The following is a 23,141-nucleotide window of genomic DNA, read 5'->3' as shown; positions in this document are numbered from 1 at the left end:
CCCCCCCCCCTAAAAAATATTCTTTATAATCAATTGGATGATGATTGCTAGCCCAAAGATCGCTCTTGGCTAAGAGACGCGAATTGAATCCATCAAATTCTCGGCAATGCATCTAATATTTTTTTGCTTTACCTAAATTTGTTTACCTGCAAGTATTGCCCTGCGGTTCGTAACGAACTGCATCGAGCCCGAACGTTTCTTTCGGATTGCTTTAATTTTTAATACGTGGAGCTTCAGATGAAGATCGAAAACAAGATGGTCATGAAAGGTGCACAAAGCAAAATCGTCCACGCAATTACCGCTGCCCTGAAGTGACAGCAGCGTAGTGAATTGTCAATGGCGGATCCCGGGATCCGCCATATCGGACAGAGGCGACCGATGAATCCCATCGAACAGAACGGCGACCTGCTTCAGATGTTCAATCCAGACGGCGTCCGGCTGGCCAACGAGACCGTGCGGCCGGTATTTCCCGATCTCGTCGATAAACTGGCTTCTGACATTTATGGATACGCGTATCGCCGACCCGGCATTGATCTGAAGACACGGCACCTCGTCACGCTCGGGGTAATCAGCGCCATGGGCGGCTGCGAGAATCAATTGCGTTTTCAACTTGGCGCTGCCCTGCACCTCGGCATACCGATCGAACAAATTCGCGAGGTATTTATTCAGGTGCAAGTTTTTGCCGGGAACGCACGGGCGTTCAACGCGGCAGCCATTTTCAAATCCGTTGCCGACGAGTTTCAGAAGAGCGAATAGCGTGATGCACTCGACCCGATGGCAGCTGATCGTGACTTATGTGTTAGCCGACGCAGCCGTGACGGTTTCGTCGCGCATCCTGCAATTCTATGCCACCTGGCTTTTGCTGAAGGACATCGCAAGCCCGTCGGCACTCACGCTGACGCTAATCGCGACGTGGGCGACGACCTTGCTATTCCTTCCATTTGTCGGCGTTGTCGCCGAGCGAATCCGCAAGAGCACCGTGTTGCTGTGCGCGTCGCTGCTCGCACTTGCATCGGTGATACCGGTCGTCGTCGTTGCACGTACGCTTCACGTCACCCACTCGAATTGGCTTGTTGTCGTTATCGTCATCGCAAGCGTGACCTCGAGCGTCGCCGTGGCGGCCCTGATGCCGCTGAGCACACCGCTGATACCCGAGATTTCGCCCGATGCCGACGAGGTTCGCAGAGGTTTGCGCCTGAAGGCGTCGGGTTTCATCCTGAACATCCTGTTCGGCCCGACGTTGGCGGGCTTCATGATCGGGGCATTTGGCGGCGAGTCCGCGCTTTGGCTGAGTGCCGCGAGCAGTTGTCTCGGCGTCGTGGCCTCGCTCGCCTTCCACATGTCGTTCAGTGCGGTGCAATCGGTGCGAACGCGCGCCGGGCCAGCACCGTCGTTTTTCCGGGACCTGCGCCACGGGATGCAACGGGTACTCGGTATTCGAGCCGAGCGGGCGATCGCGACAGCGTCGCTGCTCGCCAACATGCTGTTCGTCCCGTTCATATTCTTCCTGTTGCCAGCCAAGGTTCTCGCGGAGGGCGGCACCATGCTGAACGTGGCCAGCATCGAGCTGTCGTTGGGCGCGGGCGTATTGGGGGCTTCTGCCCTGCTGATCCAGCAAGCCCGGCGCATCGCTTCCGATCATGCAGTTTCGAGCGTCGGCATCGGAATGATCGGCGCCTCCATCTTTGCGTTCGGTTGCACGCACCATCTCCTCACTTGGTGCGTGCTGGGTTTCGCATTGGGTGTCGGGTTGACGACGTTCAACGTCACAGTCAATTCGAAACGAGCGATGGCGATTCCGGAAGGGCATCGCACCGGCATGGAATCGAGCCTGATGTTTCTTTGCACGGCCGCCGCTCCTTTGGGCATCTGGATATCGGGCGTGGCCCTCAAGACACTGTCGCCCGACGCCGTCATCATCTACGGCAGCGAACTTTTCGTGCTTGCACTCCTTTGTATCGTCTTTTCCAGGCCGTTGAGGCTCATGCTCAATTCCGGAGATAGTGGCTTGCCTCACTATCTCCAGACTAACCGAGAACTGTTCGACCTTCAATCACTGTCATGACCTATCCGTTTCTTCCGGTGGCAAGTGTGGCTTCGTCGCTGTCAACGGGGTTCAAATCCCAACTGAAGTCCGCGTATGAGGATCTGCTCGAACAACTCGCGGCACATGCGCCGGCGCTGTTTCCCGACAGCGTCCACGCGCACTTCGCAACCTTGCAGCCCGCCGGATTCAATGGATTTCACAGCTTCGCCTACCACTATGTGATCCGCTTGGCGGAGCAGAACAAGCTGCCGGAAGCGTCGCGCCTGCTCACGGTCATCGCGCGCGACCGATACGAGACGCTGCCTCGATTCACGCCGGCATCGCGCATCGATTGCAAGTTGCTACGCGAGGTGCTGGACGAAATCTCGGGTGGCACATCCTATACGGAGATTGTCTTACGGCCGCTGCCCCGGGAAAAGGAGCAACTCGCGGAAGCGGCTATGACACACGGCGTTCGGGTGCTTGAAGCCGCGTATGCGGAACTCGCCGCGGAGATCGAGATCCTCGTCGGCTCGATCGTCTTTTTTGAATCGGCGGGTGCGACTAGCGAGCGTGCGTTATCGCTAACGGGTGATAAGCTTCAATCGATGATTCTCGTGAACGGGGAGATCGACCTGAGTTGGATCTTCCTGCTCGACAAGCTGGTTCATGAGGCGGCGCACACCTACCTATATGGCATCAATTTGCGCGAGGAACTCGTTCAAAACAGCCCGGAAATAAAGTATGCGTCTCCGCTGCGTCGGGATGCCCGCGACATGCTTGCGATCTATCACGCGACGTTTGTCATCCAACGCCTGCTGGTTGCGTTTACGCGCATTCTTGAGCGTGCGGCGCTATCTGATGTCGATCGGGTCACGATCAAGGAGATGCTCGGGCTGTACCATGCCCGACTCGATGCCGGCTTCTCGACGATCGAGCGTTATGGCGTTTTGTCCAACGTCGCGCGGGAATTGATCCATGAGGGGCGGGATTGTGCGAAATCGCTGGCGTCCTGCTGATTGAGGCTGCGTGCCAAAGCGTAAATCGCTATCACACGGCTCGCGCTCAACCACGAAGCACAGTCGCGGTTCGAGTGCACGTCCTGGTGCATGACGTTTTTGTAAGACATCGGCAATTGCCGAAGTGCCCAAATACTCTTTGTCTTTCGTGCGCCCGATTGCTTCACGGATTTTTTCCCGCTACGCTGCATAGTCCGTTTTTCGTGCGGGAGTGCGAGCGATGGACCACTGGCGGCTGGCGTATCTCGGCATGCGACACTTCCCGCATGAGCTGACCGAATTCGAGCTCAATACCTTCTTTACGTTCTCCGCCCGCGAGCGCACCTTGATCGACGGCCGCCGTTCGCACCTCTACCGCTTGGCGGTCGCGCTGCACTTGGGCTTCGTGCGGATGACCGGCCGCACGCTCGACGCTTACAAACAAATTCCAAAACGGCTGTGGCAGCACTTGGGTGGGCAACTCGGCATCGACCCGCCCGACTTGGGGACGTTGCGCGCGCTGTACGACGACCGTACTGACACGCTAGCCGACCACCAGAAGCTCACCTACGAGGCGCTCGGATTTCAACCCATGGCCGAGCACCAGCGACGCTACGTCATTCGCTGGCTCAAGGAGCGGCTGTCGGGCCGACAGGATCGCAGCACCGCGCTGTTTGATCTCAAGCAGTGGCTGTACGAGCATCGGGTCCTGATTGTCCACGACCGTGCGCTGCGACACCTAATCGTGCAGGCGGTGCAGGACGTCGAAACGGCGCTAACTCACCGGCTCGAGGCTGCGTTCGGCGCCGCTGCCCTTGATCAGTGGGGCATGCTGTTGCCGCGGCCGGAATCGGGCGGCGCCAGCCTGCAGCAGTGGCTCTGGTCCGTGCCGCTGCGGAACTCGACGAATCAGATGGGCGAGTTGTTTCGCAAGATTGAGCGCCTGACTAAGCTCGGCGTGCATCGCGATTGGCCGGCCGAATGCAACGAGGCCGTGGTGCGGCACTACGCGCGACGCTGCGCCAACCGCCCGCCGTCCGTCAGCAAGCGCGTCCGACAGCCGATTCGCCGACTGGAGGCTGCGTGTTTCATGCGTTATGCGCTCTGCGTCGCCACCGATCAGTTGCTGTGGATGCTTGCCCGCTGGCAACGCAAGATGGTCAACGAAGCGGGCAGCAAGGTCGACGCGAAGCGGCCCGACCTGAAAGCGCAGCTACGCGATTTCGCGACGGCGGTCAAGGCGCTCGCGACCGACGTCACCCTGGCGCACGACGCGCTGATCGAACGCCTCGTGCAACTGGCTGACACGACGCTCGCGCAAAGCGGTCCGAGTCGCGCGAGCCTGGTGCGCGCGCAACGGCTTTGTCAAGTTAGCCGAGTAAGTACGGAGCGAGCGTAAGAGTGACCCGCTGCGTCATGCTGCAGACGGAATGGGGGGGACTTCGGTGAATTCATGCCACGTCGAGAAACGTGCGGCAAGGTGTTTGCGATAAAGAGAGGCGCGCAGTAGATGTCGCTTCAAGGCGAAATGCTGACGGATCGGTCCGAAGCTCGCGAGGAAGGCCTGAGTTCGCTTCGGGTCGCGAAACCCTCGCATGCGTCGCTCGCGTTCGCGGGTGGGTTGATGGCTGTTCTCAACACGGTTGTTCACGCGCGCACAGGCCTTCACGAACACGTGCTTCACGTTCGCCAGTTCCGGTAACTCCGCCTTCGCAGCAGGATAACTGCGCAGCTGATCGGTAACGATCTTTCGCGGCGCCGGAAAGGAATGCAGCACTCGCTGGAAGAAACGTTTGGCGGCAGCTTTATCACGCCGCTTCTGCAGCAGGATGTCGAGTTCGGCACCATGCTCGTCGACGGCGCGCCACAGCACATAAGGCTCGCCGCGCAGAGTCACGAACATCTCGTCGAGGTGCCAGGTGCTGCCGGTCTTGCGTCGTACAGTCTTCGCGCAGCCCGCGAAGACTGCACCGAATTTGTCGCACCAGCGACGGATGGTTTCGTGGCTGACGATGACACCGCGTTCGAACAGCAGTTCCTCAATGTTGCGCAGACTGAGCTGGAACCGGAAGTACCATCGGACTGCCAGGCTGATGATCGCAGCTGGGAAACGATGGCCGTGGTAAAGCGATTTGGGATTCGTCATTCCGGCATCCTACGCGATCACCCTCCGTAACGTGACAAAGCCCACATGTCTACGAAGTCACGCTGGCGCTGGGTTCGAGCGCAGAGTGGCTTTCCTCTGCCCCGGGCCGGATCTTGAACCAGATCGAGTACATAGCTGGCAGAAACACCAACGTCAGTATCGTTCCTGCGAAAGTTCCTCCGATCAGCGTATAAGCCAGCGTGCCCCAGAACACGGAATGGGTCAGCGGAATGAACGCAAGCATCGCGGCAACCGCAGTCAGGATCACGGGCCTCGAGCGCTGCAGGGTGGCCTCCACTACCGCATCGAACGGCGCCATGCCCGCACGCGTGTTCTCTTCGATCTGGCCGATCAGGATCAGCGTGTTGCGCATCAGGATGCCGGAGAGCGCAATGAGCCCCACCAATGCGTTGATGCCGAAGGGCTGATTGAACAGCAGGAGTGTCGGCACCACGCCGATCAAACCCAGCGGACTGGTCGCGAACACCATCATGGTCGCGGCAATCGAGCGCGTCTGGAAAATGATGATGAGCAGCGTCAGCGCAATCATGATCGGGAACAGCGGCGCGAGCGCATTGGTCGCCTTGTTGGCCTCCTCGATGGAGCCGGCCTCCTCGATCCGGTAGCCGCCCGGCAGCTTCGCGATGATGGGCTGCAATTGCGCGAGCATCGCGGTCGACACGTCGGGCGGTTGCAATCCTTCGGCGATATCGCCACGCACGGTAATCGTCGGCGTTCGATCGCGACGGCGCAGGATCGGATCCTCCATGCGGATGTCGACCTTGCCGACCTGCGAGAGCGGCACCCGCTGCCCTGCGTTACCGATCAGCGTGAATTCCTCGATCCGTTGCGGGTCGAGCCGGGTGTCTCCCGCCGAACGCGCGACCAGCTCCACCGAACGAATGTCCTCGCGCACGTGCGTGACGGGAATTCCGGTCAGCAGGAATTGCAGTTGCTGCGCGACCGAGCTGGACGTCAGCCCGAACGACCCGAGACGATTTTGATCGAGCGTGAAATGCACGGTGGGAACACGCGGCCCCCAGTCGGCGTTCACCGTTCGCATCATCGGGCTGGCCTTCATGGTCCGCTCGACCTGCGCGGCGATGGTGCGCAACGTCCCCGCGTCCGGGCCCATGACCCTGAACGCAACGGGGTAAGGCGAGTAAGGGCCGAACACCAGCTGCGTGACGCGAACCTGCGCCCCGGGCACCAATCCTTCGGCGACGACCTTGCGCAGACGGAATTTGAGCGCTTCCCGCTGGTGCTCATCGCTCGTGCGGATCACGATCTTCGAGAAGGACGAATCCGGCAACTCCGGAGACATGGCCAGATAGAAGCGCGGCGCACCCTGCCCGATGTACGAGGTCACGATCTGCGCTTCCGGCTGCTTCGCGAGCCACGCCTCGACTTTTTCCGTTGCCGACGCGGTCTGCTCGATCGAAGTCCCATAGGGCATCTGCACTTCGACGAGCACTTCCGGGCGATCGGACGTCGGGAAGAACTGCTTCTTCACCAGTCCCATGCCCATCACGGCAACCACGAACGATGCCACCACGATCCCGGCGACCATCCACTTGCGGCCGATCACGCGCCCGAGGAAACGGCGAAAGCGCTGGTAGTTCCGCGTGTTGTAGATCGCTTCGTGGCCGCCTTCGATCACGGCAATGTCGGGTAACAGCTTGACGCCGAGGTACGGTGTGAAGACGACGGCCACGACCCACGACGTGATCAGCGCGATGCCGACGATCCAGAACATGTTGCTCGTGTATTCGCCGGCCGTCGAGCGCGCGAAGCCGTTCGGCATGAAGCCGACCGCCGTGACCAGCGTGCCCGACAGCATCGGCGCGGCCGTATGGCTCCACGCGTAAGCCGACGCCTGGACGCGGTTGTAGCCCTCCTCCATTTTCACGACCATCATTTCGATGGCGATGATCGCGTCGTCGACGAGCAGGCCCAGCGCGAGAATCAGCGAACCGAGCGTGATGCGGTCGAAGCTCTTGCCCGTGGCGGCCATCACGACGAAGACCCCCGCGAGCGTCAGCGGCACCGCCGCCGACACGACGATGCCGACGCGCCATCCCATGCTCGCGAAGCTCACGACCATCACCACGAGCAGCGCGACGAAGAACTTGACCATGAATTCGTCGACGGCCGAATGGATATTGACGGCCTGGTCGGTCACCTTCGTGAGGCTCATGCCCAGCGGCATCCCGGCATTGATCGATGCGACCTCCGCGTCGAGCGCGTTGCCGAGGTTGAGCCCGTTCCAGCCGTCCCGCATCACGACGCCGAGCAGCAACGCCGGTTCGCCGTTGTTGCGAATCTGGAACGTGGCCGGGTCTTCGTACCCGCGTTCGACGGTCGCCACGTCGGAGAGCTTCAACGTGCGGCCCTGAACGACGATCGGCGTGTCACGAATGGTCTGCAGCTTGTCGAACGCGCCTTCGACACGAATGAAGACCTGCGCGCCCGCCGTATCGATCGAACCGGCCGGCGTCAGAACGTTCTGGTTGTTCAACGCGGCAAAGATCTCCTGGGGCGTCACGCCGAGTGTCGCGAGCCGGTCGTGCGAAAACGAGACATAGATCCGTTCCGCCTGCTCGCCGATGATGTTCACCTTCTTGACGCCCGGCACATGAAGAAGCCGCTGGCGCAATCCCTCGGCGTCGCGCACCAGCACTCGTTGCGGCTCGCCTTTTGCCTTGAGCGCGAACAGCGCGAACGTTACGTCGGAGTACTCATCGTTGACGAGCGGGCCGATCACGCCGGGCGGCAGGTTGCCCGCTTCGTCATGCAGCTTCTTGCGCGCCTGATAGAACTCCTCGGGCACGTCCGCGGGCGGCGTACTGTCGAGCAAGGTCACCGTGGTGAAGGCCAACCCCGGACGCGTATAGGTCTCCGTCCGGTCGTACCAGCGCAGTTCCTGCATGCGCTTTTCGAGCGGCTCGGCCACCTGGTCCTGCATTTCCTGCGCGGTCGCGCCGGGCCATGCCGTGATGACCGTCATCGACTTGACGGTAAAGGGCGGATCTTCGGCCCGCCCCAGTTTCAGGAAGGCAACCACGCCGGCGATCGAGATCAGGATGATCAGAAACAGCGTGACCGAGCGCTCCCGCACCGCGAGCGCCGACAAGTTGAAGCCGCTCATTGCGCCGCTCCTTGCGCGGAGACGGATGCCGCGATCATCTTGTCGTTGGCGAGACGCACCTGCTCTCCGTCGTGCAACAACTGGGCACCGAGCGCGACGACCTGGTCGCCGTCGCGAAGGTCGCCCGTTACCGTCGCACTGTCGTCGCTCAATGCGGTGACACGCACCTTGCGCCAGGTCACGCGCGACTGGGCCCGGTCGACCGTCCAGACCCCGGTGCCCGTGCCCGGATCGAACACGGCGCCGACCGGGACCACCATACCGGCGGGTGCGTGGCCGGCATCGCCGGCGAGATCGAGCGTCACGGTCGCGCCGAGCGGCGCATTCGACAGCGCGCCCTGGAGGACGTACCGCGCCTCGTAGGTCCGTGTCAGCCGATCGGCGGAGTCGGAGAGCTGGCGCAGGACGGCGGGAACAGGCTTCTGGGCCGCGCCGTACAGCGTCGCCTCGGCAATCGAGCCGGATGCGGGACGCAGCGTCTCGGGAAGCTGGACGACGGCTTCGCGGGGGCCGGCATGCGCGAGCCGCACGACGATTTGTCCCGGCGCGACGACCTGGCCGGGCTCCGCCAGCGTCTCGACCACCACGCCGTCGGCGTCCGCCATGACGACGGCGTAGCCGGACGCATTGTTGGCGAGCACGGCCTGCGCCTGCGCCGCGACGAGCTGAGCCTTGGCGGAGTCCGCGGCCGCCTTGAGCTGGTCATAGGTCGATGCCGAAACCGCGCCTGCCGCGACGAGATCCCGATAGCGCGCCTCGTCAGCGGCCGTCTGCGTCGCGCGCGCCTGCGCGGCATCCACGAGCTTCTGCTGTGCTCGGGCCTGCAGCCCCAGATCGATCGGATCGATGCGCATCAGCGGCTGGCCGCGCTTGACCGTCTGGCCCGCGTCGACCAGCCGCTCGATGACCTTGCCCTGAACCCGGAAACCGAGATCGCTCTGAACGCGGGCGCCCACGACACCCGAAAACGACCGGTTCGCCCCCGCCGCGCCGTGAACGGCGCTCGTACGCACAAGTGGCGCCTCGGTACGCGGATCAGCGGCCGGATGCTCGCCGCATGCCGCGAGCGCAAGCGAAGCCACGCCCAATGTGTAGACAAAATGATGGCGCCGGAACATGAGGTCCCCTCTCGCAAAGAACAGGAGCCCTCATTCTGATACCGGTGACCAATTCAGTCAACAGTCACAACAAGATTCATGGAGCGAGACTTCTGAGTACCAGGTTCGCAAGTTGGGTCGTCGCCTCTTCCGCACCCTCGAGGTTGTACTGGAGCAGCAGCGGATTGAAATAGGGCTTCATCACCAGGAAGATCGCGTTCACCGCCTCGTCCTGCGGGGTCTTGCGTTCGAATTCGCCGGTTTCGCGCCCGAGCCGCAGGATCTCGGCGACGAGTTGCCGGATCTGGTCCTCATAACCCTGGACCGATGGCCAGGGTGATGCGGCCGACACGGCGGCGATGTCGTAAAGCTTGCGATCCTGGAAGAAGAGCTCGCTTCCGGATGAAAGCAAGGTCTTGAACATACGGCGAAATTTTTCCGTCGCACTGTGTACGCCGTCGATGTTTTCCCTGACGGCGGTGATCATCGCGGCGAGGCGATTCGCGCAGATGACTTGACCGATCGCCTGTTTGGAATCGAAGAATTTGTAGATATAGGCTTTTGAAAACCCGATTTCCTTCGCGAGGTCGGAAACGGTGGTCTTTTCGTAGCCGTAGCGGCTGAAGTATTCCGTTGCGGCGTCGACGATCTGGGCGCGAACTTCGTGGTCCGAGGGGCCGCGGGACGGGGAGGCGGAGGGAGTCGGTTTGTTCATGTCTCAAGCTTAGCCCCTCACTCGCGAGTTGACAACGTGTGACCATATTGTATATTGGTCACAATATCCGCTCACCGTTGCGCTCCCGAAATGATCATGCCCCTGCACCGTTCACTTGTTCTCCTGACCAGCGTCGCCGCCCTCTCGGCGTGCGCCGTGGGTCCCGACTACCACCGCCCGGATGCGCCGCTGGCGCAGCACTACATGACCCAGCCGCCCGCCGGCACGGCAAAGGCTCCGGTTGCCGATCTGTCCGCGTGGTGGGAAAGCTTTAACGACCCGCTGCTCACGCGTTACGTTTCGTTGGCGCTGGCGCAGAACCTGGACCTGGCCCAGGCCGTTGCGCAAATTACTCAGGCGCGTGCGCGCCTCGGCACGGCCAACGCGGCGCTTCTTCCGTCGGCCTCGGTCTCTGCGTCGGCGGCGCGTGCCTATCAGTCCGTCGACACGCCGCTGGGACAATTGCTCAATGCCACGCCGGGTTACTCGCGCTGGGGCACCGAGTACGAAACCAACCTGGAGGCCGGTTGGGAGATCGACATCTTTGGCGGTCTGCGCCGTCAGCGTGAAGCCGCGCTCGCCGATTACTCGGCGACGCAGGCGGCGGCAGTCGCCACCCGCCTTGCCGTCGCGGCCCAGACCGCGGACATCTACGTCACGATCCGGGGGCTCCAGGCCCGTCTGGACATCGCGACCCGGCAGGTGCAGACGCAGCAGGCGCTGCTCTCGGACGTGAAACTCCTGTATTCGAAAGGCGCGGCGGCCGACTATCAGGTTCAGCAGGCGCAGGGTGCGCTCGACCAGGTTCAGGCCGGCGTGCCCGTCCTGCTCGCGGCGCTCGATGCAGCGTCGAACGCCCTCGACGTGATGCTCGGCTCCCCTCCCGGCACGCACCGCGCGGAGCTGAGCCCGCCGTCCCTGATTCCCGTTGCGCCGTCGCTCGCGGAAATGGGCACGCCGGCCGATCTGCTGCAAAGACGTCCCGACCTGATCGCCGCCGAACGTCACCTCGCTGCGGCCAATGCGCGCATTGGCGCCGCGATCGGCGAGTACTACCCGACGGTCTCGCTGAACGCCTTCCTCGGCAGCGCGACCTCCGCTGCCACCGGCACGTTGTTCTCGGGCGGCGCCAACCAGGCGGCCGGCCTCGTCGGGCTGCGCTGGCGCCTGTTCGATTTCGTGCGCATCGGCGCCGATGTCGAAGCGGCGAAAGGCGCCGACGCGCAAGCGCTAGCGGCCTATCGGCAGGCCGCGCTCCGCGCGTCCGAGGACGTCGAAAACTCGCTCTCGTCATTGGTGAACCGACAGGCGCAGGCGGCCACGCTGTCGCATGCCGAGTCGTCGTTTTCCCGCGCCAAGGATGCGTCGATGACCGCGTACCGCAGCGGTGCGGCGAGTTTCATCGACGTATTGCACGCCAACGAGACGCTGCTCCAGGCCGCCGACGCGCGTGCGCAAGCGCAAACGGAATCCGCACGTGCGGCGATCTCGACGTTCAAGGCACTCGGCGGCGGCTGGGATCCGGCATCGCACGTCGGGCAGACGTCGCTGACTTCACGCTGACGAAGCCGCCCAGCATTGGCGCGTGCAACGAAACCCGCGCACTTTCCTGGTTCGCGCGAGTGCGAACCGCGCCATTGCAGTGCGCGTCGCGCCCGCAATCGGACAGCGTCTCGCGCGTCACGACACCCATCGCGCGGCCGTCATCGAATTGCGCTAAATTGGGCCAGATTTCGTTTGAACACGCCGTCGGGTAAAGGCACACCACGCCCGAACGGGCGCACTCCAGGGCGCGATGAATGAACGACAAGGATCCTGTCGATTTCGGGCAACCCGTTGCAGACGACACGCTCGCCAGACGGTTTCTCCTGCGAGATGCGCCCACCGTACGGGCCGGCGTTTTCTCCCACGGGCAACCGATCTCGTTCACCCGGTTGATCAATCCGCGGCCTCAACCGGGGCGCTCGCTCACGCCGCAACCGGAGGAAGCCTTCGTCTTCCAGATGCCGCTGATACTCGGCCCCGATCCCGGCCTCCGTTATTCAAGCGGCAACCTCGATGCTTCCGCATCGAGCAGCCCCGGCAGCTGTTATCTGCTCGACCTGCGCGCGAGCCCGACGCGCCGTCTCGACATGCCGTTCGATACCATGCGGCTCTATCTGGCCCAGGGTGCGATCGAGGAGTTCACCGATCAAAAGCGGCGCCGGCGCATAGGAGGACTCGTGCAGCCGCATCTCGGCGCCAGCGACCCGGTGCTGTTCAGTCTGTCGCATACGCTGCAGACGGTCCTGCAGCAGCCCGACCTGACGAGTGCGTTGTTCATCGATTACCTCGCGCTGGCGTTTTGCGAACACGTCGTCACCCGCTATGGCCGAGCCGATCCGGTGCTCCGGCCACGCCGCTCCGGACTCGCTCCTTGGCAGATGCGGCGCATCGAGGATTATTTCGCGTCCCACCTGCACGACAATCCGTCGATCGCCGATCTCGCACGCGAGTGCAATCTCTCCACCAGCTACTTCGGCGAAGCCTTCAAGCAGACCACCGGAAGCACGCCCCATCAGTGGCTGCTCAAGCGCCGTATCGAGCGCGCGAAATCGCTGTTGCGGGCAACCGATGCGAGCCTGGCCAGCATCGCATCGGACTGCGGATTTTTCGACCAGAGTCATTTTTCGCGCGTGTTCTCGCGTCTCGAGGGATGCGGGCCGAAAGACTGGGCGCAGCGGAACCGATAGCACCGGACAGGTGCAAACGTCACGGGCGGCGCATGTGTGTCAGCTCGATCCGCCGCCTCCTGATCCAAATTCAGCCACTGCCCCCCGGTATGCGACGGTCGCCCGCGAATCGTCCAACGAATCGTTGTTTTATACAAGATCGCGTGGCCACCCCGCAGGTACGCTTCTCTCACATCGACTCGTCGATGCCTCCGTGGCTCGTCACTCGTTGAACGGGTGGCCATCGCGGTCCGGCCGTTTCATTTCGGCGCACCTGCCGAGATAGCACGTTGATTTGCCCGTCAAGCCTCGCGCGGCAGCCTGCCCCGAAACGGCATGGCGCTGCGCCGGTCCGCCCAACCCTCCTGGAGTCGACGCATGAAGAATCGCGATACGTCTACGCGTCTGGATCACGCAACGGGTGCACCCGTTGCCGACAATCTGAACATCGAAACGGCCGGCCCGCGCGGTCCCGCGCTGCTGCAGGATATCTGGCTGATCGAGAAACTCGCGCACTTCGACCGCGAGGTCATTCCCGAACGACGCATGCACGCCAAAGGATCGGGCGCGCACGGCGTATTCACGGTGACGCACGACATCACGCGCTACACCAAGGCGAAACTCTTTTCGGAAATCGGCAAGGCAACGCCGGTATTCATGCGCTTTTCGACCGTCGCCGGCGAGCGCGGCGCCGCGGATGCCGAGCGCGACATCCGCGGCTTCGCAGTGAAGTTCTATACGGAAGAAGGGAACTGGGACATCGTGGGCAACAACACGCCCGTGTTCTTTTTCCGTGACCCGCTGCGTTTTCCCGATCTCAACCACGCGATCAAGCGCGACCCGCGCACGGGACTGCGCAGCGCAAACAGCAACTGGGACTTCTGGACGCTCCTGCCGGAAGCGCTTCACCAGGTCACGATCGTCATGAGCGACAGGGGCATACCGCGCAGCTATCGGCACATGCATGGATTCGGCAGCCATACGTTCAGCCTCGTCGATGCCGACAATCGGCGGACGTGGGTGAAATTCCACTTCCGTACGCAGCAAGGCATCGCGAATCTGACCGACGGCGAAGCCGAACAGCTCGTGGGCAAGGATCGCGAAACGCATGGCCGCGACCTTTACGAAAGCATCGAACGCGGCGACTTCCCGCGCTGGACCCTCTTCATTCAGGTGATGAACGACGACGAGGCCAGGGCACTGCCGTTCAACCCGTTCGACCTGACCAAGGTATGGCCGAAAAGCGATTTCCCGTTGATCGAGGCAGGCGTGCTCGAATTGAACCGCAACCCGGGCAACTACTTCGCCGAGGTCGAGCAGGCGGCGTTTTCGCCCGCGAACGTCGTGCCCGGCATCGGCTTTTCGCCGGACAAGATGCTGCAGGCGCGGCTGTTCTCTTATGGCGACACGCAACGTTATCGGCTGGCGTGAACTTCAATCACATTCCCGTCAATGCGCCGAAGTGCCCCTTCCACAGCTACCACCGCGATGGCGCCATGCGCACCGACGACAACCTCGGCGGCACACCGTCCTACTACCCGAACAGTTCCGGCGAGTGGGAAGTGCGGCCCGATCTTCACGAGCCGCCGCTGCGGATCGAAGGCGACGCCGCACATTGGGACCACCGCGTGGACGTTGATCACTTCGCGCAGCCCGGGAATCTGTTTCGCCTGATGAGCCAGGCGCAACAACACCTGCTGTTCGACAACACCGCTCGCCAGATGGCCTCCGTCCACGCGCATATCCAGGAGCGCCACATCCTCAATTGCGCGAAGGCCGACTCCGAGTACGGCGCGGGCGTTCGCGAGGCGCTGGCAAGAATCGGGGCAACGACTGCCACGAAGTAGCCGGCCAATCGCGTGCGGCGTCCGCCACGACGCCAGCGTCCGCTCACATTTCGATGGAGAACCGTCATGTCGCAGGTCATTCAGGATGTCGCCGTGCCCGACAGTCAGCTTGCGCGGGAAATTACCGAGTTCGTGCGCGACACGTCCACCCCGCTGCTCTTTCATCATTCGAGCCGCGTCTATTTGTTCGGCGCCCTGGAGGGCGCGCGCCGCGGCCTTAAATTCGATCCGGAACTGTTGTACGCGGGAGCGATGTTCCATGACGTCGGCCTCACCGGTGCGTACAGCAGCGCCACCGAACGCTTTGAAGTCGACGGAGCCAATGCGGCCCGCGAGTTTCTCTCGGGCCGGGGCATCACCGCGGCCGACATCGATCTCGTCTGGACGGCCATTGCGCTGCATACCACGCCCGGCATTCCGCGCCATATGCACCCGGTTGTCGCACTGGTGACCGCCGGGGTCGAGATGGATGTGCTCGGACTTTCGTACCACGCGTTCTCGCACGAGGAACGCGAAGCCGTCACGCATGCGCATCCGCGCCCGCCGCACTTCAAGGAAGAGATCATTCAGGCGTTCTACAACGGCATCAAGCACAAACCGGAGACCACGTTCGGCAACGTGAAAGCCGACGTGATCGCCGACAAGGAGCCTCATTTTCATCGGGGCAACTTCTGTTCCGTCATCCGCAATTCGGCATGGCCGGGTTGACGATGCCGTGTCCCGCGTATCGATGCCCGGCCAGTCGCGCCGCGCCAACCGATCGCGACCGCATGCAGGTCCGCATAGGCAGAAAACACCGGCGATCGCATCGTGCGAGACGGCAGGCCGGTGTCCATCAACGGAATCATTCACACTGAGGTGAACATCATGGGCAAGCTTGCAGGGAAAGTGGTCGTTGTGACCGGTGCGTCGAAGGGTATCGGCGCCGCCATCGCCAAGGCGCTCGCGGCAGAGGGTGCGTCGGTCGTCGTGAACTACGCAAGCAGCAAGGCCGGCGCGGACGACGTCGTGTCCGCCGTCACCACGGCCGGTGGGAAAGCCGTTGCCGTGGGCGGCGACGTGTCGAAGGCGGCCGACGCGAAAGGCATCATCGATGCGGCGATCGAAACGTACGGCCGCCTCGACATCCTCGTCAACAACTCGGGCGTCTACGAGTTCGCGCCGATCGAAGCATTCACGGAAGCGCAATACCGCAGGCAGTTCGACATCAACGTGCTCGGGGTCCTGCTCACGACACAGGCCGCCGTCCAGCACCTCGGCGAAGGCGCCAGCATCATCAATGTCAGCTCGGTCGTCTCGACGCTCACACCGGCGACGACCGCCGTCTACAGCGGCACGAAAGGCGCGGTGGATTCCATCACTGGCGCACTCGCACGTGAACTCGGGCCACGAGGAATTCGCGTGAACACGATCAATCCGGGCGTGATCGTGACCGAAGGCGCGCAAAGCGCCGGGGTGATCGGATCGGAGTTCGAGCATTCGGCGGTCAGCCAGACGCCACTCGGGCGCGTGGGCAGACCGGACGACGTCGCATCGATTGCGGTTTTCCTCGCTTCCGACGACGCAAAGTGGCTGACGGGCGAGCACATCGTCGCCAGTGGCGGCATGCGCTGACGCAGGTTCGCGAAACCGCGGGCGTACCGTCGGCCTCGACATCGACAAACAGAAAGGTGACGGTCGTTCCGGATCGCCCGCGGTTCAGCGGGTTGCCGCGTGAGTCTGCCAACGATACGGTTTGGTAACCGGCACACTTTCCGGCTAACCCCGGCCGCCCCCTACACCCTCCCCGCCAAATGAAACCGCGACGCCGGATGCCACAACCGCACCGACGTCGCGACCTGTTCACCGACCCAGGTCCGCCGCCGGAGCAGCAAGCACGGCTCGCCGATTTCCATCACCAGATGCCGGCGCACCTGCGCATCGGGCTTCTGCGCATAGATCCGGAACTCCGCACGCTGGATCGGCGCGAGCCGCACCATATAGTGATTCGGCGTCTCGACCGTGAAGTCCTGTTCCAGATACGCGGGAAACAGCGCCGGGTTCACGTAGCGATCCTCGAACTGGATCGGCTCGTCGTCCTCGTAATGCACGATACGCGAATGAAACACCGGCCCCGAGCGCAGCCCGAGCGCTTCGATCGCCTCCGTATCGTCGCTGCTTTCGAGCAGCAGCACGCGTCCGCTATGCCGATGGCCGCGCTCCGCGATCTCGTCCGCGATGTTGCGGATCTCCAGCACCGTCGATTCGTAATGCCGCCGTTCGACGAACGTGCCCGCGCCCTGGATGCGGGTCAGCACGCGCTCGGCGGTCAGCTCGCGCAGCGCACGCGACACCGTCATCCGCGCGACGCCGAACTCCTTGACCAGTTCGGCTTCGGTCGGAATCGCCCCGCCGGGTTTCCAGTCGCCTTTCGCGATCCGCTCGACGACGTAGCGCTTGATCTGCTGGTAGGCCGGCAGCGCGCGCGCCGGCACGTCGTCGCCCGACGCGACCGCCAGCCCGGCGGAAAGGTGTCGTTCCGTATGGTTCATGCGCCCTCGCCCGAATGATTATTAGATGTCCAGATAACCTGCCACCGCCCCCGTCACCCGACGTCACAGCACCGGCGGCGGCATCCCCGCGACGATGCCGGTCGCGATCGCGATGTCGTCAGCGAGCGGCCGGTCGTCCTGGTACGCGGGCACGCGTTCGCGCACGTGGCGCCACAACGTATCGGTGGGCGCGGCCCGCGCCGCGCCGTTCGCCTGCAGATCGTACGCCTGCGCGGCCGCCAGCATTTCGATCGCGAGCACGCGCGTCGTGTTCTCGATGATGTCGAGCGCCTTCAGCGCCGCCGGCGTCGCATGGCACAGGTGATCTTCCTGCAGCCCCGACGTGATGCCGCCGTCGAGGCTCGCGGGCGCCGCGAGCCGCTGGTTCTGCGCGACGAGGGCGACTGCCGTGTACTGCGCGATCATGAAGCCGGAGCACGTGCCGCCCGGCGTCGCGAGAAACGCCGGCAGCCCGCTGACGAGCGGATTGACGAGACGGTCGAGACGCCGTTCGGCGATCGCCGCGACCTGGGCCATCGCCGCCGCGAGGCTGTCCATCGCGAGCGCAATGCCGGCGCCGACCGCATGCGCCTGCGAATGGACGGCCGGTTCGTCGCGCGTGCCGGCGACGATCGGGTTGTCGGTGACGGACGCCAGTTCGCGATCGACCACTTCCGCCGTCACGGCGAACACGTCGCGCGCCGCGCCGTGCACATGCGGAATCGTGCGCAGGCTGAGCGGATCCTGCGTATGCCGGCCGCTCGCCGCGCCGAGCATCCCGCTGTCGGCGAGCAGCGCGCGCAGCCGCGCGCCGACCTGCCCGATGCCGGGCGAAACGCGTAGCGCGAGCGATGCCGGATCGAAGGAGGCCAGCTGTCCGCCGAGGTTCTCGAAGCTCATCGCCGCGACCCAGTCGGCCCAGTCGAGCAGCCGCTCCGCGCGGGCGAGCGCGAGCGCGGCCAGCCCCGTCACGCACGGCGTGCCGTTGACGAGGCTCAGCCCCTCCTTCGCACCGAGCACCAGCGGCTCGCGGCCGATGCGGCGCAACGCTTCGTCGCCGCGCATCCGCTCGCCGCGATGGCGCGCATGGCCGTGACCGATGCAGACGAGCGCGACGTGCGCCATATGCGTCAGATACCCGACCGACCCGTGCGCCGGCACCTCCGGCAGGCAATCGTGTTCGAGCAGCGCGACGAGCTGGTCGACAACATCGGCGCGCACGCCGGAATGCCCGTGCGCGTAATTGTTGATCGCCGCTGCGATGATCGCGCGCGTTTCCGCCGCGCCGAGCGGCGCGCCGACGCCGACCGCGTGGCTCATCAGGATGTTGCGCGACAGCGTGCTCTGCTGCGCCGGCGACACGATCACGTTGCACAGCGCGCCGACGCCGGTGTTGACGCCGTACGCGCGGATGCCGCGCGCGACGATTTCATCGACGAGCTCGCGTGCCGCGGCGACGCGCCCGCGCGCTTCGTCCGTGAGCGCCAGCGGTTCGCCGGCGGCCACCTCCGCGATCTGCCGCCAGTCGAGCGGCCTTGCCGAACGGAATACGGTCATGATGGCCTCAGTTCGCGGCGCGGTCGTGATGGCTCGACACGAACTGCCGGAAGCGCTCCGAGCACTGGCCGCCGAACAGGTCGCCGGGCGTGCCGTCCGAGTCGACCTCGCCCTGATGCAGGAACATCACGCGATTCGACACGTGGCGTGCGAAACCCATTTCGTGCGTGACGACCAGCATCGTGCGCCCTTCCTCGGCGAGCGAACGCATCACGCGCAGCACCTCGCCGACCAGTTCCGGATCGAGCGCCGACGTCGGTTCGTCGAACAGCATCACCTTCGGATGCATCGCGAGCGCACGGGCGATCGCGACGCGCTGCTGCTGGCCGCCCGACAGGTGCGCCGGATAGTAGCCGCGCTTGTCCGCGAGGCCGACGCGTGCGAGGAGCGCCTCCGCTTCCTCGACTGCTTCGGCGCGACTGCGCTTCTGCACGCGCAGCGGGCCTTCGACGAGGTTGTCGAGCACCGTCATGTGCGACCACAGGTTGAAGTTCTGGAACACCATCCCGAGTTGCGAGCGGATCCGGTCGACCTGGCGCCGGTCGCCCGGCTGCAGCTTGCCGTCGCGCGCGCGCTTCATCTTCAGTTCCTCGCCGGCGAGCGCGACAGTGCCGTCGTCGGGCGTTTCGAGCAGGTTCAGGCAGCGCAGGAACGTGCTCTTGCCCGAGCCGCTCGCGCCGAGGATCGAGATCACGTCGCCTTCGTGCGCGTCGAGCGAAATGCCCTTCAGCACGTGGTGATCGCCGAACGACTTGTGGATGTTCCTGACCGACAGGGCAACGGGAGCAGCGGTGTTCATCGGATTCTCCTGGAAGGATGGATGCGCTCAGGACGCGACGCGCCGGGTGTCGCGCGCGGCCGCGGCCGGCGCGCCGGTCTGCTTCGGCGCGCGCAGGTGGCCCGACAGCCGCCATTCGAGCGCGCCGAGCACGCGCACGACAATGAAGTTCAGGCCCAGGTAGATGAGGGCCGCGCACACGAACACCTCGGTCGTCCGGTAGGTCTGTTGAATGATCTGCTGCGCGACGCCCGTCACTTCCCACACGGTGACGAGGCTCGCCAGCGCGGTCGACTTGACGAGCAGCACGGCTTCGGTCGAATACGCGGGCAGGCACTGGCGCAGCGCGATCGGGCCGATCACGCGACGCAGCAGCGCGAAGCCCGACAGGCCGATCGAATAACCGGCCTCGATCTGCCCGACCGGCACGGCCATCAAGCCGCCGCGCAGGATTTCGGCCGTATAGCCGGCCGTGCACAGCGCGAGGGACAGCACCGCGCACACATACGGTTCGCGCAGCAGCGGCCACATGAAGCTCTCGCGGATCACGCCGAACTGGCCGAGCCCGTAGTACACGAGGAACATCTGGATCAGCAGCGGCGAGCCGCGAAACACGAGGATGTACGCACGCGCGAAGCGGTTCGGCAGCCAGTGCGGCGACACGCGCATCGTGACGATCACGAGCGACAGCAGGCCGCCGAGCACGAGCGATGCGAAGAACAGGCCGAGCGTGGTCGGCACGGCCGCGAGCAGCTGGCGCAGCGTGTCGAGGAGAAAGTCGAAATCGATGGACATGCGATCGCTCCGTCAGTTGCGTGCGAAATTGCGGCGGAACGAGCGGCCGACAATCGCTTCCGCCCGGTTGAACACGCGGTTCGACAGGCCCGTCATCACGAGATAGAGCGCCCCGCCCGCGACGAAGAACACGAAATACTGGTGCGTCGAGTTCGCGGCGATCTGGCTGGTGCGCAGCAGCTCGGCGAGCCCGGTGACCGAGATCAGCGCCGAATCCTTGAGGCTCAGTTGCCACACGTTGCCGATGCCGGGCAGCGCGAAACGCAGCACCTGCGGAATCAGGATGCGGCGCAGCACCATGCTTCGCGGCATGCCGATCGAGCGCGCCGCTTCGAGCTCGCCCTTCGACACGGCCAGCACGGCCGCGCGATACACCTCGGCCTGGTACGCGCCCGAGATCATTCCGACCGCCAGCGCGCCGATCACGAACGGCGGCACGCCGATGAAACCTTCCGCGCCGAACCACTGGCCGACGGTCGTGACGAGCGTCGAGCCGCCGAAATAGAACAGGTAGATCACGAGCAGTTCGGGCACGCCGCGAAACACCGTCGTGTAGAGGTCGCCGAGCACGCGCGCGCTGCGGTGGCGTGACAGTTTCGCGGCTGCGATGCCGGCGCCGATCACGGCACCGACCGCGAGCGCGGCGAGCGTCAGCGCGATCGTCATCAGCGCCGCGAGCAGCAGGACGCCGCCCCAGCCTTCGGTTCCGAAGCCCAGCATTTCAAGGATGGCCATGCGTGCCTCCCGGCAAGCGTTGAGTGGATCGGCAGGATGCGCGCCGCTGCGCGACCGTCGGGTCGCTCATGCAGCGGCGGCCGCGCGTGTGCTTACGGCGTGACGTCGGTCTTGAACCACTTGTCGGCGAGTTTCTTCACGGTGCCGTCCGCGAGTGCCGCGCCGATCGCCGCGTCGAACTTCGTCTTCAGGTCGGCATCCTGCTTGCGGAACGCGAGGCCCTCGCCCGGCCCCCAGATCGGGCCGCCGAGCTTCGGGCCCGCGAGCACGATCGACGCGTTCTCCTTCTTCCCGGTGTTCGCCGCGTAGTACGTGACGTCGTCGAACGATGCGTCGATGCGACCGGCGACGAGGTCGAGATCGCGCTCGGGCGACGTCTTGTATACGCGGATCGACGCGATGTCCTTGAAGCCGTCGTTGATGAACTTCGTATAGACGGTGCCCGACTGGATGCCGATCGTCTTGCCCTTCAACTGCTTGCGCAGCGCATCGACGGTTGCCTTGTCCGCATTCGCGTCGCCGGTCAGCTTGACGATCGGCGCGCCGGGCGCGGCCTTCGGCAGGATCTTCGTATCGGTGACGGCGAACGTCGCGGGCGTGGCCGCATACGGACGCGAGAACAGCAGGATCTTCTCGCGCTCCGGCGTGATCGAGATCGCATCCATCAGGATGTCGAACTTGCCGGCCTGCAGGCCCGGAATCATCCCGTCCCAGTCCTGCGCGACCATGTTGCACTGGACCTTGATCCGCTCGCACACGTTGGCGAGCAGCTCCGGTTCGAAGCCGCCGAGCTTGCCGCCCGGCAGCGTGAGGTTCCACGGCGCGTAGCCGCCTTCGAGCGCCACCGTCACCGTCTTCCATTCCTTTGCCTGCACCGGCGCGGCGAGGGTTGCCGCAGCCGCCGCGATCGCGCCGATCGTCCTGATTGCCCACTTGATGCGCTTGCCGTTCACGAGATTTCTCCTTGCGTTGAAGTTCGTCATCCCTTCGGTCTGCAAGACGCCTCAGGAATTTGTCTATACAAGCATGCAAGAAGAAAAACGGCCGGACAAGCGTTGATCAAAAAAAACCGCGTAAACGCGGGAAATCCCCTAAATACGGGGCTCTGACGCGCCTCTTTGCGGGGAATTCCGGCACGGATTTGGTGCAGGATGAATGGACAAATCGCCAGGATGACTAGACAAATTTTGAATTCGATCACTCGACGCTTGCCGCGCGACATGCGGCGGCGGTCAACTCGACCTCGCGCAAATCGGGGCGCTGACCGGAACGCCGGTTCATGCTCGATCGATTGTTTCGGGCGCGGGTTTGGCCGGGATCGATGAACCGTGGCGCCGCTTGCGCTGTCGGTCATCAGGAAGGCAGACCTGGATGGTGGCCGCTTGCGCAGCCTGCAATGGGATCAGTGCGGCCGATGGGCCGGTGTTCGGGTGGGGGCGTGCCCCGTTGCTGACGTCAGTGCCGGATGCACGACGTTTCCCGCATATTGGCAAGTACCGAAATCGCGCGGCACGGCGTGAAGACGAGCCGGGAAATGGTCTGACCATACTTCGGCGTTATCTGGAACACGCCCCTGCTTCGACTTGCTGCCGCCGTACGTGGCGACGAAGCTGTCGGTGAAACGGTCGAATTTCTCGGGCGGACGTTGCGTGCACGTGCGCCGTGTCGTCATGCGGCCCGACCGCGAGCGGCGGCGCCGGTATGGCGACGGATTTCGGCCACGCCACGAACGCCGTGCGTGCGGCACGGAAACCGCCCGCCACCATCGGCGCCGGGCATGTCGAGCGAACGTGCTTCGTGATCGCCGCTCCTTCCTGCTGCAATCGTACGGACAGCAGACGATCAGCTTCGTCAGTCCCCTTCCCCGCTTCGCACGTCGCCGAGCATCGTGACGAGGACGAGCGCGGCGATCAGCCCGAGATGCTCGAAGAAGCTGTTGAGCGCCATGAAACGCGCGGCGCCCGTCTGGTTCCAGAAGTCGTTCGCCACCGCCATCGCGACGAGCGTCAGCATGCCGAGGCTGCCGGCGCCGAGCCACGTGAAGCGGCGAAACACGA

At 64.0% G+C, this 23,141-nt stretch carries 17 protein-coding genes and 4 pseudogenes; 9 read left to right on the top strand and 12 right to left on the bottom strand.

All coding sequences use genetic code 11. From position 1 onward, the window contains the following. Positions 1 to 378: 378 nt before the first annotated feature. The 4 genes and pseudogenes from E9536_RS40715 to E9536_RS40700 form a co-directional block, all read left to right on the top strand. Complete coding sequence (locus E9536_RS40715; protein ID WP_059666150.1) at positions 379 to 756, top strand: carboxymuconolactone decarboxylase family protein; 378 nt, start codon at positions 379 to 381, stop codon at positions 754 to 756. 4 nt (positions 757 to 760) lie between these two features. Then, the gene (locus E9536_RS40710) at positions 761 to 2,065 is read left to right on the top strand and encodes an MFS transporter (protein WP_059666151.1); all 1,305 of its coding nucleotides are present in this window, start codon (positions 761 to 763) and stop codon (positions 2,063 to 2,065) included. Then, positions 2,062 to 3,045 carry an HEXXH motif-containing putative peptide modification protein gene (locus tag E9536_RS40705; protein WP_136473251.1) on the top strand — a complete coding sequence of 328 codons (984 nt, stop codon included), beginning with the start codon at positions 2,062 to 2,064 and terminating at the stop codon, positions 3,043 to 3,045. Before E9536_RS40710 ends, E9536_RS40705 begins: the two co-directional genes overlap by 4 nt. A gap of 220 nt (positions 3,046 to 3,265) precedes the next feature. Continuing rightward, positions 3,266 to 4,387 (top strand): annotated as a pseudogene (locus E9536_RS40700) (DUF4158 domain-containing protein); the annotation flags it as partial. A 51-nt stretch (positions 4,388 to 4,438) separates the two neighbouring features. Here the strand turns inward: E9536_RS40700 and E9536_RS40695 are convergent. The 4 genes from E9536_RS40695 to E9536_RS40680 form a co-directional block, all read right to left on the bottom strand. Further along, positions 4,439 to 5,170 carry an IS6 family transposase gene (locus E9536_RS40695; protein WP_136473249.1) on the bottom strand — a complete coding sequence of 244 codons (732 nt, stop codon included), beginning with the start codon at positions 5,168 to 5,170 and terminating at the stop codon, positions 4,439 to 4,441. A gap of 49 nt (positions 5,171 to 5,219) precedes the next feature. Continuing rightward, positions 5,220 to 8,318 (bottom strand): efflux RND transporter permease subunit, encoded by a 3,099-nt coding sequence (locus E9536_RS40690; protein ID WP_136473247.1) that lies wholly within the window; start codon positions 8,316 to 8,318, stop codon positions 5,220 to 5,222. Beyond that, on the bottom strand, positions 8,315 to 9,436 hold the full coding sequence (locus E9536_RS40685) for an efflux RND transporter periplasmic adaptor subunit (protein WP_136473245.1): 1,122 nt from the start codon (positions 9,434 to 9,436) through the stop codon (positions 8,315 to 8,317). The genes E9536_RS40690 and E9536_RS40685 overlap by 4 nt, the downstream gene beginning before the upstream one ends. A gap of 76 nt (positions 9,437 to 9,512) precedes the next feature. Next, a complete protein-coding gene (locus tag E9536_RS40680; RefSeq protein WP_021156923.1) occupies positions 9,513 to 10,130 on the bottom strand; it encodes a TetR/AcrR family transcriptional regulator in 618 nt (205 codons plus the stop codon). Positions 10,131 to 10,226: 96 nt separating this feature from the next. On the opposite strand from E9536_RS40680, the gene E9536_RS40675 reads away from it, so the two are divergent. The 5 genes and pseudogenes from E9536_RS40675 (at position 10,227) to E9536_RS40655 (ending at position 16,302) form a co-directional block, all read left to right on the top strand. After that, a complete protein-coding gene (locus E9536_RS40675; protein ID WP_136473243.1) occupies positions 10,227 to 11,693 on the top strand; it encodes an efflux transporter outer membrane subunit in 1,467 nt (488 codons plus the stop codon). Positions 11,694 to 11,929: 236 nt separating this feature from the next. Beyond that, a complete protein-coding gene (locus tag E9536_RS40670; RefSeq protein ID WP_124547165.1) occupies positions 11,930 to 12,862 on the top strand; it encodes an AraC family transcriptional regulator in 933 nt (310 codons plus the stop codon). 357 nt (positions 12,863 to 13,219) lie between these two features. Then, a pseudogene (locus E9536_RS40665) lies at positions 13,220 to 14,688 on the top strand (catalase). Between the two features lie 66 nt (positions 14,689 to 14,754). Further along, entirely contained in the window at positions 14,755 to 15,396 is a 642-nt protein-coding gene (locus E9536_RS40660) for an HD domain-containing protein (RefSeq protein ID WP_136473241.1), read from the top strand. 159 nt (positions 15,397 to 15,555) lie between these two features. Next, on the top strand, positions 15,556 to 16,302 hold the full coding sequence (locus E9536_RS40655; RefSeq protein WP_136473239.1) for a glucose 1-dehydrogenase: 747 nt from the start codon (positions 15,556 to 15,558) through the stop codon (positions 16,300 to 16,302). A 161-nt stretch (positions 16,303 to 16,463) separates the two neighbouring features. On the opposite strand, the gene hutC is transcribed toward E9536_RS40655, so the two are convergent. From hutC to E9536_RS40620, 8 genes and pseudogenes are all read right to left on the bottom strand, one after another. Further along, positions 16,464 to 17,219 (bottom strand): histidine utilization repressor, encoded by a 756-nt coding sequence (hutC, locus tag E9536_RS40650; RefSeq protein ID WP_027792652.1) that lies wholly within the window; start codon positions 17,217 to 17,219, stop codon positions 16,464 to 16,466. A 63-nt stretch (positions 17,220 to 17,282) separates the two neighbouring features. Then, positions 17,283 to 18,776 carry a histidine ammonia-lyase gene (gene hutH / locus E9536_RS40645; RefSeq protein WP_134319627.1) on the bottom strand — a complete coding sequence of 498 codons (1,494 nt, stop codon included), beginning with the start codon at positions 18,774 to 18,776 and terminating at the stop codon, positions 17,283 to 17,285. Positions 18,777 to 18,783: 7 nt separating this feature from the next. Beyond that, the gene (locus E9536_RS40640) at positions 18,784 to 19,575 is read right to left on the bottom strand and encodes an ATP-binding cassette domain-containing protein (RefSeq protein WP_021158296.1); all 792 of its coding nucleotides are present in this window, start codon (positions 19,573 to 19,575) and stop codon (positions 18,784 to 18,786) included. 27 nt (positions 19,576 to 19,602) lie between these two features. Further along, positions 19,603 to 20,349 carry an ABC transporter permease subunit gene (locus tag E9536_RS40635; protein ID WP_124815179.1) on the bottom strand — a complete coding sequence of 249 codons (747 nt, stop codon included), beginning with the start codon at positions 20,347 to 20,349 and terminating at the stop codon, positions 19,603 to 19,605. Between the two features lie 12 nt (positions 20,350 to 20,361). After that, the gene (locus E9536_RS40630) at positions 20,362 to 21,084 is read right to left on the bottom strand and encodes an ABC transporter permease subunit (RefSeq protein WP_021158294.1); all 723 of its coding nucleotides are present in this window, start codon (positions 21,082 to 21,084) and stop codon (positions 20,362 to 20,364) included. Positions 21,085 to 21,176: 92 nt separating this feature from the next. Continuing rightward, entirely contained in the window at positions 21,177 to 22,037 is an 861-nt protein-coding gene (locus tag E9536_RS40625; RefSeq protein WP_027792648.1) for a transporter substrate-binding domain-containing protein, read from the bottom strand. A 541-nt stretch (positions 22,038 to 22,578) separates the two neighbouring features. Further along, positions 22,579 to 22,850 (bottom strand): annotated as a pseudogene (locus E9536_RS42495) (glyoxalase); the annotation flags it as partial. 85 nt (positions 22,851 to 22,935) lie between these two features. After that, positions 22,936 to 23,141: pseudogene (locus tag E9536_RS40620) on the bottom strand (DoxX family protein); the annotation flags it as partial.

The sequence above is a fragment of the Burkholderia sp. LS-044 genome (assembly GCF_004803625.1).
GTDB lineage: Bacteria > Pseudomonadota > Gammaproteobacteria > Burkholderiales > Burkholderiaceae > Burkholderia > Burkholderia cepacia.
The sequence above is the reverse complement of the archived record's forward strand: the minus strand, read 5'-3'. Positions and strand labels throughout refer to the sequence as shown.

Excerpts from the sequence above, each read along its gene's own strand:
- E9536_RS40710 (WP_059666151.1), top strand. The coding sequence starts at position 761 with ATGCACTCGACCCGATGGCAGCTGATCGTGACTTATGTGTTAGCCGAC.
- E9536_RS40660 (WP_136473241.1), top strand. The coding sequence starts at position 14,755 with ATGTCGCAGGTCATTCAGGATGTCGCCGTGCCCGACAGTCAGCTTGCG.
- E9536_RS40680 (WP_021156923.1), bottom strand. The coding sequence starts at position 10,130 with ATGAACAAACCGACTCCCTCCGCCTCCCCGTCCCGCGGCCCCTCGGAC.
- E9536_RS40635 (WP_124815179.1), bottom strand. The coding sequence starts at position 20,349 with ATGTCCATCGATTTCGACTTTCTCCTCGACACGCTGCGCCAGCTGCTC.
- E9536_RS40655 (WP_136473239.1), top strand. The coding sequence starts at position 15,556 with ATGGGCAAGCTTGCAGGGAAAGTGGTCGTTGTGACCGGTGCGTCGAAG.
- hutH (WP_134319627.1), bottom strand. The coding sequence starts at position 18,776 with ATGACCGTATTCCGTTCGGCAAGGCCGCTCGACTGGCGGCAGATCGCG.
- E9536_RS40715 (WP_059666150.1), top strand. The coding sequence starts at position 379 with ATGAATCCCATCGAACAGAACGGCGACCTGCTTCAGATGTTCAATCCA.
- E9536_RS40695 (WP_136473249.1), bottom strand. The coding sequence starts at position 5,170 with ATGACGAATCCCAAATCGCTTTACCACGGCCATCGTTTCCCAGCTGCG.
- E9536_RS40630 (WP_021158294.1), bottom strand. The coding sequence starts at position 21,084 with ATGGCCATCCTTGAAATGCTGGGCTTCGGAACCGAAGGCTGGGGCGGC.
- E9536_RS40675 (WP_136473243.1), top strand. The coding sequence starts at position 10,227 with ATGCCCCTGCACCGTTCACTTGTTCTCCTGACCAGCGTCGCCGCCCTC.
- E9536_RS40670 (WP_124547165.1), top strand. The coding sequence starts at position 11,930 with ATGAACGACAAGGATCCTGTCGATTTCGGGCAACCCGTTGCAGACGAC.
- E9536_RS40685 (WP_136473245.1), bottom strand. The coding sequence starts at position 9,436 with ATGTTCCGGCGCCATCATTTTGTCTACACATTGGGCGTGGCTTCGCTT.
- E9536_RS40640 (WP_021158296.1), bottom strand. The coding sequence starts at position 19,575 with ATGAACACCGCTGCTCCCGTTGCCCTGTCGGTCAGGAACATCCACAAG.
- E9536_RS40705 (WP_136473251.1), top strand. The coding sequence starts at position 2,062 with ATGACCTATCCGTTTCTTCCGGTGGCAAGTGTGGCTTCGTCGCTGTCA.
- E9536_RS40690 (WP_136473247.1), bottom strand. The coding sequence starts at position 8,318 with ATGAGCGGCTTCAACTTGTCGGCGCTCGCGGTGCGGGAGCGCTCGGTC.
- hutC (WP_027792652.1), bottom strand. The coding sequence starts at position 17,219 with ATGAACCATACGGAACGACACCTTTCCGCCGGGCTGGCGGTCGCGTCG.